Raw genomic sequence first — 15,435 nt, 5'->3', positions numbered from 1 at the left:
GCCCCGCGTTGACCGTTTCTTTCGAATGCCCATCGCAACCTCCTCATCGAGTGTTGCGACGACCAATTGAATCCGCCGGTGATCTCGGCTGCACCTGTGGTACCTGCCGCCTGCATTCTTTTCGCAGGCGGGCCGCAGGCGTCAGTCGGCGCCTGGCCTTCCCTGCGCCCTCCTCACGAGAGGGTGAAACGGTCAGCACAACTCGGACGCATCCGCGCCGCGAGGCGGCGTTCCAATGTTCATTGCGCAATTGATGAATCTCGGAGACCCGCGATGAACCGTGTCACCATCTCTCTCGCACCAGGACCGGTCAGACCCGCCGCGCACGTGTGAAACATGGCTCCGACGCCGGGGGGTAGGCGCGTACCCGCAGAGGTTGGCTTGTGAAGTCGGGACATCGTCCCGGCGATCCCCTACGCTCAGACGACGTCATGGTGCGTCGCGAAGAAAAGCGCCATTGTCCAAAACCAACTGAATGCAAGCTGAACGGCTGTCGTTCAACTTTCAAATTTTTAAAGCAAAACAGAGGCGGGTTGGGCGATTTTTAGGTTGTTTAAAGCTCCAGTTCCGCACTATTAGCGCGACGATGAGACCGCCAGAGCCGGAATCGTCGACCGATCACGCGAGCCGATCTGACCAGCCATGGCGTCTGACATGAACCCATCCCCCCAGATGCTCAGCACCAAGCGGCTGCTGATCGGCCTTGCTGCCCTGGCGATGGCCGGCGCGGGCGGCTATGGCTACATGCAAGTCCGGTCGGAGACGGCTGCGAAAGACAATATCGAGCTCTCCAGCCAGTCCAAACGCAACGGCACCACCTTTACGCCGTCGGCAGCGGAATGGTCGACGCTGACGATCGAGCCGGTGTGTGAGAAGATATTTCGTGCCGAGCATATTACCGAGGGCAAGGTTGCCGTCGACGAGGATCGCTCGACACCGGTTTTCTCGCCCTATGCCGGCCGCGTCACCAAGCTGCTGGCGCGCCCGGGTGAGACGGTGCGCCAGGGCCAGCCGCTGTTCGTGATCGAGGCCGCCGACACCGTGCAGGCCCAGAACGATTTCATCGCCGCCATCACCGCGATGAACAAGGCGAAGTCCGCGCTCGACCTCGCCGATATCCAGTACAAGCGCGCCAAGGACCTGTTCGAAGGCCGGGCGATCCCGCTGAAGGATTTTCAGCAGGCGGAGGCGACCTCCGTTCAGGCCCAGAACGACATGCGGTCGTCACAAACGGCCCTGGAGGCGGCGCGCAACAAGCTGCGCATCCTCGGCTTCACGGATGCTGCGATCACCGATTTTCAGAGCAAGGGCGTGATCGACCGCGAGATCACGATCTACTCGCCGATCACCGGCACGGTCGTGCAGCGCAAGGTCGGCCCCGGACAATATGTCAACTCCGGCGCGAGCGACCCGGTCTTCGTGATCGGCGATCTCTCCACCGTCTGGCTCACGGCGTTCGTCCGCGAGAGCGACGCGGCGCTTGTGAACATCGGCGAGGAGATTCTCGTCAACGTGCTGGCGCTGCCCGGCCGACCGCTCAAGGCCAGCATCAACTACGTCGCCGCCTCGATCGACCCGGCGAGCCGCAGGCTGCTCGTCCGCGCGACCATCGACAACAAGGATGGCCTGCTGAAGCCCGAGATGTTCGCCAATGTGACGATCTATTCGCCGGGCGAACAGCCCGCGGTCGCGGTGCCCCGCCAGGCACTGATCTACGAAGGCAATCAGGTCCGCGTCTGGGTCGCCCGTCCCGACAAGTCGATCGAGCTGCGCAAGATCAAGACCGGTTTGATCAACGGCGACCAGGTCGCGGTCGAAAGCAATCTGAGCGCGGGCGAGCAGATCGTCACCAAGGGCAGCCTGTTCATCGATCGCGCAGCCTCGGGCAGCTGAGATGCGCTTCTCCTGCATGCCTTCCTGAAAGTGCCGATCTGAATGGACCGTCTCGTCGCCATCGCCGTTCAGCGGCGCTTCCTGATGGTCGGAATGTTCGTCGCCGTCCTGATCGGGGGTCTGATCGCATTCCGCCAGCTCAACATCGAGGCCTATCCCGATCCGACCCCGCCGATGGTCGACATCGTGACGCAGAGCCCCGGCCTCTCGGCCGAGGAGATCGAGCGTTACATCACGATCCCGATCGAGACCCAGGTCGCCGGCATCAAGAACCTGCGCACCATTCGGACGATCTCGCTGTACGGCCTGTCCGACGTCAAGCTGCAGTTCTCGTTCGACTACACTTACGACGAGGCCCTGCAGCAGGTGCTGAACCGCCTGTCGCAATTGTCGCCGCTGCCCGGCAACGTCACGCCGCAAATCTCGCCCTTGAGCGCGGTCGGCGAGATCTATCGCTACCGGCTGCGCGGTCCGCCCGGCTACAGCGTGCTCGACCTCAAGACCTTGCAGGACTGGGTGCTGCAGCGGCGCTTCCGCGCCGTGCCGGGTGTCATCGACGTTACCGGCTGGGGCGGCAAGACCAAGACCTATGAGATCCAGGTCGACTTCAACAAGCTGGTCGCCAACGGCCTGACCCTGCCGCAGCTGTTGCAGGCGGTCGGCAACTCCAACATCAATGTCGGCGGCAACACCGTCGAGATCGGCACGCAGTCTGCCGTGGTGCGCGGCGTCGGCCTGATCCGCTCGATGGACGATCTCGCCAACACCATGGTGTCGCAGAGCGGCGGCAATCCGGTGCTGGTCAAGGACGTCGCCAACGTCACGGTGGCCGAGAAGCCGCGGCTCGGCATCGCCGGCCTGAACAACAATGACGACATCGTCCAGGGCATCGTGCTGATGCGCCGCGGCGAGCAGAGCTCGCCGACCATCGCCCGCGTCGAGCAGCTCGTCGACCAGATCAACAATTCGACGATCCTGCCGCCGGGCGTGCGGATCGAACGCATCTACGACCGCAAGGACCTGATCGACACCACGACGCACACCGTGCTGCACAACATGGTGGTCGGCATCGGCCTGATCGTGCTGCTGCAGTGGGTGTTCCTCGGCAATCTCAGAAGCGCGCTGATCGTCGGCGCCACGATTCCCTTCGCGCTGTTCTTCGCCGTCATCATCCTGGTGCTGCGCGGCGAGTCCGCCAACCTGCTGTCGGTCGGCGCGATCGATTTCGGCCTGATCGTCGATGCCACGGTGATCATGGTGGAGGCGATCTTCCGACGATTGACGCAGACCACGCCGCTGTCCGAGGCCGAGGAAAGTCACATCTCGCCGGAGACGATGATGGGCATGAAGAGCCACGCGATCCTGTCGGCGGCCGCCGACGTGTCGCGCTCGATCTTCTTCGCCGCCGCGATCATCATCGCCGCCTTCCTGCCGCTGTTCACCTTGAGCGGCGTCGAGGGCAACATCTTCGGGCCGATGGCGCGCACCTATGCTTACGCGCTCGCCGGTGGCCTGCTCGCGACTTTCACGGTCACGCCGGCGCTGAGCGCCATCATCCTGCCTGCGCATGTCGAGGAGACCGAGACGCGCCTGATGCGGTTCTTGCACGCGATCTACGCCCCGGTGCTGCGCTGGGCGGTGGGCAACCGCAACCTGGTGATGACCGGCGCGATCGCCCTTGTGCTGCTGACTGCGGTGGTCGGCCGGCTGCTCGGCCTGGAATTCCTGCCGAAGCTGGAAGAGGGCAACCTCTGGATCCGCGCGACTCTGCCGCCGACGATCTCGCTGCAGGAGGGCAATGCCTACGTCAACGAGATGCGCAAGATGATCCGCGCGCGTCCCGAGGTCGAGGCCGTCGTCTCGCAGCATGGCCGTCCCGATGACGGCACCGATGCCGCCGGCTTCTTCAATGCCGAGTTCTTCGCACCCCTGAAGCCCGTGAAGGACTGGCCAGGCACCAAGGACAAGGACCAGCTCACGGCGGAACTGTTGAAGCAGCTCGACGACCGCTTCCCCGGGGTCGAGTTCAACTTCTCGCAGTATCTGCAGGACAACGTCTCCGAAGCCGTCTCCGGCGTGAAGGGCGAGAACTCGATCAAGCTCTATGGCAATGACCTGCAGGCGCTGACGGACACCGCCAACAAGATCAAGCAGGTGCTGTCGACGGTGCAGGGCGTCACCGATCTCGCGGTGTTCACCTCGCTCGGCCAGCCGACGGTGCAGATCGACATCGATCGGGCCAAGGCCGCGCGCTACGGGCTGGCGCCCGGTGACATCAACGCCACCATCAAGGTGGCGATCGGCGGCGACACTGCGGGCGATCTCTACGAGCCCGGCTCCGACCGGCATTTCCCGATCATCGTTCGTCTGGCGCCGGAATATCGCAAGAGCGCGGAGGCGATCGAGAATTTGCGCATCGGCGCGCAGGGGCCGAACGGCATCACCCAGATTCCGCTGAGCGAGGTCGCGACCATCAAGCTGGTCTCGGGCGCAGCCTATATCTATCGCGAGCAGCAGGAGCGCTACCTGCCGATCAAGTTCTCGGTGCGCGAGCGCGACCTCGGCAGCGCGATCCAGGAGGCGCAGCAGAAGGTCGCCGATCAGGTGCAGCTGCCGCCGGGCTCGCGCGTCGAGTGGGTCGGCGAGTTCGGCAATCTCCAGGACGCGATCAAACGGCTGTCGATCGTGGTGCCGATCAGCCTCGCGCTGATCGGCGTGCTCCTGTGGTTCAATTTCGGCTCGATGGCCGACACCTTGCTCGCCATGAGCGTGATCCCGATGGCGATCTTCGGCGGCGTGGTCGGCCTCGTTTTGACCGGCATTCCGTTCAGCGTGTCGGCGGCGATCGGCTTCATCGCTCTGTTCGGCATCGCCGTGATGGACGGCATCATCATCCTTTCGCAGTTCAACCAGCTGATCGACGAGGGCGTCGACCGCATCGAGGCGGTCATCCGCACCGGCGAATTGCAGCTGCGTCCGGTGCTGATGACCTGCGTCGTCGCCGGCATCGGCCTGATGCCGGCCGCGGTGTCGACCGGCATCGGCTCGCAGGTGCAGAAGCCGCTCGCGATCGTCGTGGTCACCGGCATGATGCTGGCGCCGGTGGTCATCCTCATCACGCTGCCGGTCCTGATCTCGCTGTTCTCGCGGCGACGGGTCCGCTAGATGCGCATGTGCTCGTCGATGCGCGCGGCGGAGTCACGATCGACCGCGGCGGCATCGACGATCTCGCCGCGCTTGAACACGAGGTATCTGTCGCTGATCGACAGCGCGAATGGAAGATGCTGCTCGACCACGATCATGGAGGTGCCGATCTCGCGTCGGACGCGCACCAGCACCTCGGACAGCCGGTCGACGACGGACGGCTGCAGACCTTCCGTGACCTCGTCGAGCAGCAGCACGTCGGGCTTCGCCATCAGCGCGCGGGCAACGATCAGCATCTTCTGCTCGCCGCCGGACAGCGTGCCAGCCCGCAGGCTCAACCGCTTGGTCAGCACCGGAGACCAGCCTCCGACCTGCTCGAAACGCGCGCTCATGTCACCGTCCGTGAGCACGCCAAGTCTGAGATTGTCGCGGACCGACAGGTCCTGGAACAGCGCATGTTCCTGGGGAACATAGACCAGCCCCATCTTCCGCTTCAGATGCGGCGCTATTCGCGTCACGTCCTTGCCTGCAAGTTTCACTCGGCCGCGCCAGGCCGGCAGGAAGCCGACGATGGCCTTGAGCCGCGAGGTCTTGCCCATGCCGTTCTTGCCGACGATGGCGAGGGTTTCGGCTTTGCCGAGCGCAAAACCGACGTTGCTGATCACCTCCGACGAGCCGTAGCCGCTTGCGCGCTCGTCGACGTCCAGAACTCTGCTCGTTTGCTGATTTTCAGAAGCGATTTATTTGTCGCGCAGGCTCTTGAAATCGGCGTTGTTGCTGGAGCGGCAGACAAATTCGGCATTCTGGAGCATGTTTTCGCCGGCAACATCGCGTCGTGGCGGGGGCCAAAGTCGAATTCGAACGTTGACCATCTCGCGACCAGGCGGCAAACCGTCCGCCGTGGAGGAAGGAACGGTCCAACTCACGGTCCCGGTCCGATAGGAAAGCCAGATGCGTAGCCTCGAAGACCGAGCCCTGCTTCTCTTGCTCGTCGCGATATCGCTGATGTTCGGGTGGATCCTGCTGCCGTTCTACGGCGCGGTTCTGTGGGGCATCATCGGCGTCATCGTCTTCGTTCCGCTGCACCGCTGGCTGTCGCGATCGATGCACGGCCGACACGGCCTGGCGGCGGCCGTCGTGGTGTTGATCTTCGTCGTGATCGTCATCCTTCCGCTGTCACTGATCGGGGCGTCGCTGGCGCAGGAGGCCTCCGGAGTCTACAAACAGATGCAGTCCGGTCAGCTCGACATCGGACAGTACTTTCGGAAGATGCTGGCCGCGCTTCCGACATGGGTGGTCGATATGCTCAACCGATTCGGGCTCGGCAGCCTCGCCGGAATGAAGGACAAGCTGTCGGCCGGCCTGCTGAAGGGCAGCGAGGTCATTGCGAGCCAGGCGCTCGTGATCGGACAGGGGACGTTCGAGGTCTTCGTCAATCTGTTCATCATGGTCTATCTGCTGTTCTTCCTGCTGCGTGACGAAGAGACGCTATCGGAGCGCATCAAGAGCGCCATTCCCCTGCGCCCGGAGCAACGCGATGCGCTGCTGCGCAAATTCACGGTGGTCATCCGCGCGACGGTGAAGGGCAGTCTGCTCGTCGCTCTGGCGCAAGGCGCGCTGGGCGGCCTGATGTTCTGGTTTCTCGGCATCAACGCGCCCCTGCTGTGGGCGGTCGTGATGGCCTTCCTGTCCCTGCTTCCGGCAGTGGGAGCGGGCCTCGTCTGGTTTCCGGTCGCGCTCTATCTCCTGGCCACCGGATCGATCTGGCAGGGCGTGGTCCTGATCGCCTATGGCGCCCTCGTCATCGGCCTCGTCGACAATGTCCTGCGTCCGATCCTGGTCGGACAGGACACCAAGATGCCCGACTATGTGGTGCTGATTTCGACATTGGGCGGGATCGAGGCATTCGGCCTCAACGGGTTCGTCATCGGGCCCGTGATCGCGGCAATGTTCATCGCAATCTGGGACATTTTCTCCACCTCGCGTCGCGAGGGGGCCGTGGCGCAGGATGCCTCGCGCGGGACGGGGTGAAGGGAACGCGGTGCACAATCGAAGCGGCATTTCATCGGGCGGATTAACGGATCGTAACCCGTCCTCTCCTAGCAATGAGGCGTTCGACGGGTTAAGTTCCATTGATCCGCCGCACGCGCTCTTTACCCGTCTCCTGACGGGCGTCCGCATCCCAGACTTTCTCGTCCAGAGCGGTTCATCGCCGGGCGCAACCATTTGGCTTCGACGGCGGTTAAACCGACGAAAGCTCGTGATTTCGAACTCCTGCAGCCCGTTCGGCGCTGCGTAGGGGTCCATTTGGCCGCGGTCGCGCCATGCGCGATCGCCAAGAACACAAGGTGGAGACGACATTGCAGTTCGATCAGCCAGTCGCGATGGCGACTGTGCCGCCCAAGGACCGCGCCACGCTGCGCGCCGGCGACGACGAGGGCCGCGCGGCGGCCGACGCCCGCTACTGGATGCAGATTCTCAGCAGCTATCGCACGCCAAACCGCGTCCGCAGCGTCACCGAGCTGGTGATCACGGCGGTGCCGCTGGTGGCGCTGTGGGCGGCAGCCTGGTTCGCATTCTCGCTCGGCCATGCCTGGGCGTCGTTGCTCATCGCGATTCCTGCTGGCGCCTTCCTGGTGCGCCTGTTCATGATCCAGCACGATTGCGGCCACGGCACCTTCTTCGCCGGGCGTCAGGCGAACGACTGGGTCGGCCGCGTCCTCGGCGTGCTGACCCTGACACCTTACGACTGGTGGCGGCGCACCCACGCGATCCACCACGCCAGCAGCGGCAACCTCGACCGGCGCGGCATCGGCGACATCGATACGTTGACGGTGCGGGAATATCAGGCGCGATCGACCTGGGGCCGTCTGCGCTACCGGCTGTACCGCCACCCGCTGGTCATGTTCGTCGCCGGACCCGCCTACCTGTTCTTCCTGCAGCACCGCCTGCCGTTCGGCCTCATGCGCGCCGGCTGGTCGCCCTGGGTCAGCACGATGGCGACCAATTTCGGCATCGCCCTGATCGTCGCCGGGCTGATGTGGCTGATCGGCATCCAGGCGTTCCTGGTCGTACATCTCCCGATCATGCTGCTCGCCGCCATGGCCGGGGTGTGGCTGTTCTATGTCCAGCATCAGTTCGAGCACACCGTCTGGGAGCGGAGCGAGCGCTGGACGCAGCAGCAGGCCGCGCTCTACGGCAGCTCACATTACGACCTGCCGGCATGGCTGCACTGGCTCACCGCCAATATCGGCATCCACCACGTCCACCATCTCTCGAGCCGGATTCCCTATTACAGGCTGCCGGTGGTGCTGCGCGATCATCCCGAGCTGCGCGAGATCGGCCGCATCACGCTGCCCGAGAGCCTGCGCTGCGTCCGGCTGGTGCTGTGGGACGAGTCGCAGCGCCGGCTGGTGTCGTTCCGCGAAGCCGGAGCGGGAGCATTGGAGCTTCGGACAACGACACCGAAGCTCGCTGGGCCACAACCATAGTACGCAGATTAGGCAGAGGCGCGCGAACGACCTGCCCACATACAAGTTCTGAGCCGGCGGATTGAGCCGTCAGATGGAAACCCAGGCGCGACCGCGCGCGTCTCAGGCCGCGCCGCTTTGTTTGGCCGGTGCCTGTCGTTGGGCCGCCGACCAGGATGCGTGGAACCAGCCGCCGAGGCCCCAGGGGTGAGTCCGTTCCAACCAGATGAACGGTCCCATCGGCGTTTCAAACTTGCCGGGCTGGGGCCCGACCACACCCCGACCATGCAGCAACTCGCCCTGCCAGCCTTCGTTCTTGGAGCCTTCCGCGCCGACATGAAGCCGGTAGGCCCAGGGCTCGGTGTCCATGATGACGTTGCCCTGCGCCGTCTTCATCCAGGCGATGGTGTCGGCGTGGATCGCACCAAAGGGATGGAAAGGACGGTCCTCGGGGACGCCGACGAACACGCCGACGCCGGTCTTGACCGTCGCGCCGGCGGCGATCGTCACGGGCTCGCCTTTCTGATCGTACAGCACGCCGTGCCAGTTCTGCGATTTCGTGCCCGGCGCAGTGACGATGATCTGGTAGGCGAGGCGCGGCTCGTCGAGGAGCGGCTTTTGTGACATGATCGTCTCCCATCCATGCGGGCCGGGCGTGACCGCCGGGACACGTGCGGCCCTATTCTGACGCAGTATCGGCGCGGCGCTAGATCGGGCGTTGATCTGAATCAACCATCACGAGTGGAGTGCAATTTCAGATTGAGTAAAAGGCTGGTGCGGAGTGTCAGCGGACGCGCCGTGCCCACCGCCCGTCGGTCGTAGTAATCGACCTCATAGTAGGACGGCAGGCACGCATCTTCCTTCGCTCTGTCGAGCGAAGGCAGATGCCTTGTCCGTCCTGCGGGCTAAAGGCTCAATCCCTCACCGGCGCTTGAGGCGAACGCGGCGTAGGCCTTCAGGGCGGCGTAGCATCGTGCGGCGGGTTACGCTGCGCTAACCCGCCCTACGGACTAACAACGCCATCAAAACCCGTACAGCTTCGCCGGATTATCGACCAGGATCTTCTCGCGGACCGCGGCGTCCGGCGCCCAGACCGGGAGCTGGTTCATCAGGCGGCCGTCGTCGATGGGATAGAAGGGCCTGATATCCGTGACCTTCAATTCGGGATGCGGCGACGAATCCGGGTGGGGCCAGTCGGTGCCCCAGACGATGCGGTCCGGGTTGGCTTCGATCAGGGCCTTCGCGAACGGGATCACATCGGTGTAGTCGGGACCGCGGGTCGAGGCGCGGTAGGCGCCGGAGATCTTCACATAGGCCTTGCCGCTGCGGACGAGCTCGACCAGATCGGCAAAGCCCGGCTGCCCGAGGCCGAGATCGGCCTGCGCGCCGCCGAAATGGTCGAACACGGCCGGCACGGGCGATTGCATCACGAGGTCCTTGATGGCCGCGATCATCGCCGTGTTGGTGTAGAGCTGGACGTGCCAGCCCCGCGCCTTCATCCGCTCGACCGCGGCCTGGAAGCGGGCGCGGCCGACATTGGGGTCATTGATGCCACCGGTCGCGAGATTGAGGCGGATGCCGCGGAAGCCCTCGGCATGCATGGCATCCAATTGCGCCTCGGTGGTCTTGTCGTCGATGACGGCGACGCCGCGCGCGTCATTGCCGCGCGCCTTCATCCCGTACAGCGTCGCGGAGTTGTCGGTGCCGTAGACGCTTGGCGTCACGATCACCACGCGCTGGATGTGCAGGGCCTTGTGCAGCGCCGCCATCTCTTCCGGTGAGGCGGGCTCGGGCGTGTAGACACGGTTGGCCGCGAACGGAAACTTCTCGGGATCGCCGTGGATGTGGGTATGGCAGTCGCAGGCGCCGGGCGGCACGTCGAAATCGACTGGCGTGGAAGGTTGCGCCGGCTTGGCGCGCGCGGCTGTCGTGGTCATCGTCACTCCGGCGGCAAGTGAGGCGAGCAGCAGGCTGCGGCGGTTCAGCATGGCGATCCTTCCCAGGGCCTGGCGCGTGCATTGTGGCTGACGCGCTCATTGTCGATGAAGGGAGCCTGAACCCGCTGTCGTCAGTGGGCAACAACGAAGTGCGGCATGGCTGTTCGCAGGACGAGAGCGAGACGAGGAAGTCTATGGTGAGGCCGCGGCCGCCGGCCGCAGCAACCGGTCGGAAAGGACCGGTGCTGCCGACCGAACAGATCGGTCTTACTCCTTGACGATCCGCACCGCGCCCTTGGCGGCGCTCGACGCGAACGCGGCGTAGGCCTTCAGCGCGGTCGAGACCTTGCGGGCGCGCGTCTTTGGCTTCCAGGCTTGATCGCCCTTCGCCTCCATCGCGGCGCGGCGGTTGGCGAGCTCCTCGTCGGACACTGCGAGATGAATGGTGCGGCTGGGAATGTCGATCTCGATGCGGTCGCCGTCCTGCACCAGGCCGATCAGGCCGCCCTCGGCGGCTTCCGGCGAGACGTGGCCGATCGACAGCCCCGAGGTGCCGCCGGAGAAGCGGCCGTCGGTGATCAGGGCACAGGCCTTGCCGAGGCCCTTCGACTTCAGATAGCTGGTCGGATACAGCATCTCCTGCATGCCCGGGCCGCCGCGCGGGCCCTCATAGATGATGACGACGACGTCGCCGGCCTTGATCTTGTTGGTCAGGATCGCTTCGACCGCGGCGTCCTGGCTCTCCATCACGCGCGCAGGACCCGAGAACTTCAGGATCGAGGCATCGACGCCCGCGGTCTTCACGATGCAGCCGTCGCGCGCGATGTTGCCGGTCAGCACCGCGAGGCCGCCATCCTTGGAATAGGCATGCGCGAGGTCGCGGATGCAGCCCTTCTCGCGATCGAGATCGAGCTCCTGATAGCGGCGGTCCTGGCTGAACGCCACCTGCGTCGGCACGCCGCCGGGGGCGGCCATGTAGAAGTTCTTCACGCTCTCGCTCGACGTTTGGCGGATGTCCCAGCGCTCCAGCGCTGATGCCAGCGAGGCCGAATGCACGCTCGGCAATTCGGTGTGCAGCAGGCCGGCGCGGGCGAGCTCGCCGAGGATGCCCATCACGCCGCCGGCGCGATGCACGTCCTCCATGTGCACGTCGGCCACGGCCGGCGCGACCTTGCACAGGCAGGGGACCTTGCGCGAGAGGCGATCGATGTCGGTCATCGTGAACGGGATCTCGCCCTCATGCGCGGCGGCGAGCAGATGCAGCACGGTGTTGGTCGAGCCGCCCATCGCGATGTCCATGCTCATCGCGTTCTCGAACGCCTTGAAGTTGGCGATGTTGCGGGGGAGCACGGACGCATCGTCCTGCTCGTAATAGCGGCGGGCGAGGTCGACGACGAGATGACCGGCCTCGACGAACAGGCCGCGGCGGTCGGCATGGGTCGCCAGCACCGAGCCGTTGCCGGGCAGCGACAGGCCGAGCGCCTCAGTCAGGCAGTTCATCGAGTTCGCCGTGAACATGCCCGAGCAGGAGCCGCAGGTCGGGCAGGCCGAGCGCTCCATCACCTCGACATCGGCATCCGACACCTTGTCGTCGGCGGCCACGATCATCGCGTCGATCAGGTCGACCTTGCGCAGCTTGCCCTCGATGTTGACCTTGCCGGCCTCCATCGGGCCGCCCGAGACGAACACCGCGGGGATGTTGAGGCGCATCGCGGCCATCAGCATGCCGGGCGTGATCTTGTCGCAGTTGGAGATGCAGACCATGGCGTCGGCGCAGTGCGCGTTGACCATGTATTCGACGCTGTCGGCGATCAGCTCGCGCGACGGCAGGCTGTAGAGCATGCCGTCATGGCCCATCGCGATGCCGTCGTCGACGGCGATCGTGTTGAACTCCTTGGCGACGCCGCCGGCCTTCTCGATCTCGCGGGCGACCAGCTGGCCGAGGTCCTTGAGGTGAACATGGCCGGGCACGAACTGGGTGAAGGAGTTGACGACGGCAATGATCGGCTTGCCGAAATCCTCGTTGGTCATGCCGGTGGCGCGCCACAGGCCGCGGGCGCCGGCCATGTTGCGGCCATGGGTGGAGGTGCGGGAGCGATAGGCGGGCATGACGGTTTCCTTAGGCGTTCCTCGGGATCAGGCAATGTTGGTCCGCGGGCGGAAGGGTCCCGACAACCGACGGACGGCAATGATGCGGCGAGGCATACAGCGAAGTGCTTGATGATTCGACCCTAAATTTCGCTGTTCCGGGATGCCCTGCGGGCAGGGCCGGGGCCACGTGCCGCTGCCGGAGGGGCCGGCCGGCCCCGGTCACGCGTTTGTGGCTACGTGGGGAACAGGAAGGTCGCTTAGATTAGAACGGTCGAGTTTTGTTCGCCCCGATCCAGCCCGAACGTTCCTGCCGCAGCCTCCGCCGCCCGCGCGTCCCATGCCGTCCGTCATCCGCTTCCGCCACCTGCCGACCCTTGCCGCGCTGCTTCTGGGCGTTCCCGGCGCCGCCTCGGCCCACGCCATCATCGTCTCGTCGCAGCCCGCGGCGGGTGGCACCATCGAGACGCAGGCGACAATGATCCGGCTGCGCTTCAACAGCCGCATCGATCACGCCCGCTCGCGGCTGAAGCTGCGCGCGCCCGACGGTGCCGAGCAGGCGCTTTCTCCGGCAGTCGATGCGCCGGCCGACGAGATCGACGCCGAGGCCAAGGCGCTCAGCCCCGGCGCCTGGCACCTGCAATGGCAGGTGCTCAGCGTCGATGGCCACATCACCCGCGGCGACATTCCTTTCAACGTGCGCTAGCCGTGTCGCTGTTGCTCGACATCTTCGGCTATCTCTCGGTGGTGCTGCGCGGCCTGACCCTGCTGGCACAGTCCTTCACCATCGGCGGCTTGGCATTTCTGCTGTTGCTGCTGCGCCCGCTACGGCAAAGGCTGTCCGCTGACGCGATCGTGGTCGGGAAGCGCGGCCAGCGCTTCCTGCGCCGAAGCGCATTCGGCTGGTTCGCGGTCGTGCTGGCTTCGCTCGCAGTCAACATGGGCGCGCTGATCGGGACGCTCGATCTGTCGCTCGGCGCGGCGGCGAGCGCGGATTTCGCACGCTCCGGCCTGGCTGTTGCCGCGTGCGCGCTCGGCATCGCCGTGCTCGCCCGGACCGGCAGCTGGGCCGCCTGGCGCGTCCTGACGCTGACCGTGCTGGCCGTCTCAGCGCTGCTGCTGCAGCTCAACCTGACGCACGCGGCGAGCCGGCTCGAGGTGCGCTGGCCGCTGCTCGCCGCCGACTTCCTTCACATGCTCGGCGCCGGCGTCTGGATCGGCGGCCTGCCGTATTTCATGATGGCGCTGAACGGCTGCAAGGCGGATGACGATCAGCGCAGAATCGGACGGCGCTACTCGTTGATGTCGATGGTCTCGGTGGCGGCGATCGTGCTCGGCGGCATCGTGATGGCGATCGCCTATCTCGGCTCGTTCGCGGCGATCTACGGTACGGCCTATGGTGTGATGACCTCGGCCAAGGTCGCGATGCTGCTGATGCTGCTCGCGCTCGGGGCGGGCAATTTCCTGGCTGTGGAGCGCCTGCGCCGCCGTGATCCCGCAGCGCCGCTGCTGCGGATGAAGCGCTTCGTCGAGGTCGAGTTCGGCATCGGGTTGACGGTGCTCCTGACGGCGGGCTCGCTGACGTCGCTGCCGCCGGGCATCGACCTCAGCCAGAACCGCCTGAACTGGGCCGAGATCGTCGAGCGCGCCGCGCCGCAACGGCCGCGGCTGACCAGCCCCTCGGTCGACCAGCTCACGATCTCGCAGTTGCAGGCGAGGATCGACGCCGCCGACGCGCAGCGCGTGACGGCGCCGCAAGCCTACGTGCCGGGCGAGGGCGTGATCCTGCCGCGCAGCGCCGCCGACATCGCCTGGTCGGAATACAACCACCATTGGGCCGGCATCTTCGTCGTGCTGATCGGGCTGCTCGCGCTGATCGAACGCTTCGCCTGGGGACGCTGGGCGCGGCACTGGCCGTTGCTGTTCCTGGTGATGGCGGCGTTCCTGTTTCTCCGCGCCGACGAGATGGCCTGGCCGCTCGGCCCGATCGGCTTCTTCGCGTCGCTGCGCGATCCCGAAGTGGCGCAGCACCGGCTGTTCGTGGTGCTGATCGTCCTGTTCGGCCTGTTCGAATGGCGGGTGCGGCTGCGCGGGCAACAGGCGGGGCGGGCGGCGCTGGTGTTTCCGCTGACGGTCGCCGCCGGCGGCGCGCTGCTGCTGACCCATTCGCACGCCATCGCCAACATCAAGGATCAGCTCCTGATCGAGATGAGCCACACGCCGCTGGCGCTGTGCGGCATCATCGCCGGCTGGGCGCGCTGGCTCGAGCTGCGCCTGGACGGCCGCATCAGCCGCGCCGCCGCCTGGGTCTGGCCGGTGGCCTTCGTGCTGGTCGGGCTGATCCTGCTGGATTATCGCGAGGCGTGAGCAGCCTTACTGCTTCTGCAGGAACACGTAGTCCGCGGAATAGGCCACGCTGCGGAGTTGCCCGGCGGTCTCGCAGGCGCCCTCCAGCTTGCCGCCCGACGTGTTGATCCGCTGCACGGTGGTGACGTCCGACAGCACGCCCTTGCTGCCGCGGTGGGAGACGACGGCGAGCTTCAGCCAGGGGATGTCGTTGTCGGTGGCGCCGATGGCGGTGCCCTGGACGCGGCCGCCGACGATCGAGCCGTCCTGGTGCTCCCAGCTCGGGCCGGCGTAGTGCCGACCGACGGTCTTGCCGTCCTCGAACAGACTGGCGATCGGTTCGCGAAAGGTCCAGGCGAGCTTGCCGTCCTTGTCGGTCTTGCAGTCGTAGACCTGCGCGCCTTCGGCATGCAGCGTCAGCACGGCCTTTTCGCCGGCGGCGATCAGCGCGTCGGGAATCGTGGTCTCTGCAGCGTGGGAGGAGCCGATCTGGGCCCCGAGCAACAGCAGGGCGAGCGATGAGGTCAAGCGCATGATCAGGTTCCTCGACAGCAGGA

The 15,435-nt window shown here is 65.6% G+C and carries 11 protein-coding genes; 6 read left to right on the top strand and 5 right to left on the bottom strand.

What is annotated here, in order from left to right; genetic code table 11:
• Positions 1-654 precede the first annotated feature (654 nt).
• Both QW861_RS05635 and QW861_RS05630 read left to right on the top strand, forming a co-directional pair.
• Positions 655-1,893, top strand: a complete 1,239-nt coding sequence (locus QW861_RS05635) for an efflux RND transporter periplasmic adaptor subunit (RefSeq protein ID WP_409999221.1) — start codon at positions 655-657, stop codon at positions 1,891-1,893.
• A 42-nt stretch (positions 1,894-1,935) separates the two neighbouring features.
• The gene (locus tag QW861_RS05630; RefSeq protein WP_315749273.1) at positions 1,936-5,058 is read left to right on the top strand and encodes a CusA/CzcA family heavy metal efflux RND transporter; all 3,123 of its coding nucleotides are present in this window, start codon (positions 1,936-1,938) and stop codon (positions 5,056-5,058) included.
• Here QW861_RS05630 and QW861_RS05625 read toward each other — a convergent pair.
• Positions 5,055-5,702: an ATP-binding cassette domain-containing protein gene (locus QW861_RS05625; protein ID WP_316192778.1), complete on the bottom strand. Its 648-nt coding sequence runs from the start codon at positions 5,700-5,702 to the stop codon at positions 5,055-5,057. The genes QW861_RS05630 and QW861_RS05625 overlap by 4 nt on opposite strands.
• Before the next feature lie 286 nt (positions 5,703-5,988).
• On the opposite strand from QW861_RS05625, the gene QW861_RS05620 reads away from it, so the two are divergent.
• Entirely contained in the window at positions 5,989-7,068 is a 1,080-nt protein-coding gene (locus QW861_RS05620; RefSeq protein WP_315714864.1) for an AI-2E family transporter, read from the top strand.
• Positions 7,069-7,361: 293 nt separating this feature from the next.
• Positions 7,362-8,528 (top strand): fatty acid desaturase, encoded by a 1,167-nt coding sequence (locus tag QW861_RS05615; protein WP_410052324.1) that lies wholly within the window; start codon positions 7,362-7,364, stop codon positions 8,526-8,528.
• 102 nt (positions 8,529-8,630) lie between these two features.
• Here QW861_RS05615 and QW861_RS05610 read toward each other — a convergent pair whose 3' ends face one another.
• The 3 genes from QW861_RS05610 to ilvD form a co-directional block, all read right to left on the bottom strand.
• The gene (locus QW861_RS05610) at positions 8,631-9,134 is read right to left on the bottom strand and encodes a hypothetical protein (RefSeq protein ID WP_316170537.1); all 504 of its coding nucleotides are present in this window, start codon (positions 9,132-9,134) and stop codon (positions 8,631-8,633) included.
• A gap of 395 nt (positions 9,135-9,529) precedes the next feature.
• Positions 9,530-10,495, bottom strand: coding sequence for an amidohydrolase family protein (locus QW861_RS05605; RefSeq protein WP_316192777.1), 966 nt, complete (start codon positions 10,493-10,495; stop codon positions 9,530-9,532).
• A gap of 216 nt (positions 10,496-10,711) precedes the next feature.
• Positions 10,712-12,553, bottom strand: a complete 1,842-nt coding sequence (ilvD, locus tag QW861_RS05600; protein WP_315749280.1) for a dihydroxy-acid dehydratase — start codon at positions 12,551-12,553, stop codon at positions 10,712-10,714.
• Positions 12,554-12,872: 319 nt separating this feature from the next.
• Here ilvD and QW861_RS05595 point away from each other — a divergent pair, with 319 nt between their 5' ends.
• Together QW861_RS05595 and QW861_RS05590 are read left to right on the top strand one after the other, a co-directional pair.
• Positions 12,873-13,238: a copper resistance protein CopC gene (locus QW861_RS05595; protein ID WP_315749281.1), complete on the top strand. Its 366-nt coding sequence runs from the start codon at positions 12,873-12,875 to the stop codon at positions 13,236-13,238.
• A gap of 2 nt (positions 13,239-13,240) precedes the next feature.
• Positions 13,241-14,899, top strand: coding sequence for a copper resistance D family protein (locus QW861_RS05590; protein WP_316192776.1), 1,659 nt, complete (start codon positions 13,241-13,243; stop codon positions 14,897-14,899).
• A gap of 6 nt (positions 14,900-14,905) precedes the next feature.
• Here the strand turns inward: QW861_RS05590 and QW861_RS05585 are convergent, their stop codons facing one another.
• Entirely contained in the window at positions 14,906-15,412 is a 507-nt protein-coding gene (locus QW861_RS05585) for a DUF3455 domain-containing protein (RefSeq protein WP_315714858.1), read from the bottom strand.
• Between the last annotated feature and the right edge of the window lie 23 nt (positions 15,413-15,435).

The sequence above is a fragment of the Bradyrhizobium sp. SZCCHNRI1029 genome (assembly GCF_032487555.1).
GTDB lineage: Bacteria > Pseudomonadota > Alphaproteobacteria > Rhizobiales > Xanthobacteraceae > Bradyrhizobium.
Note: the sequence above shows the minus strand (reverse complement) of the source record. Positions and strands in the feature narration are given on the sequence as shown.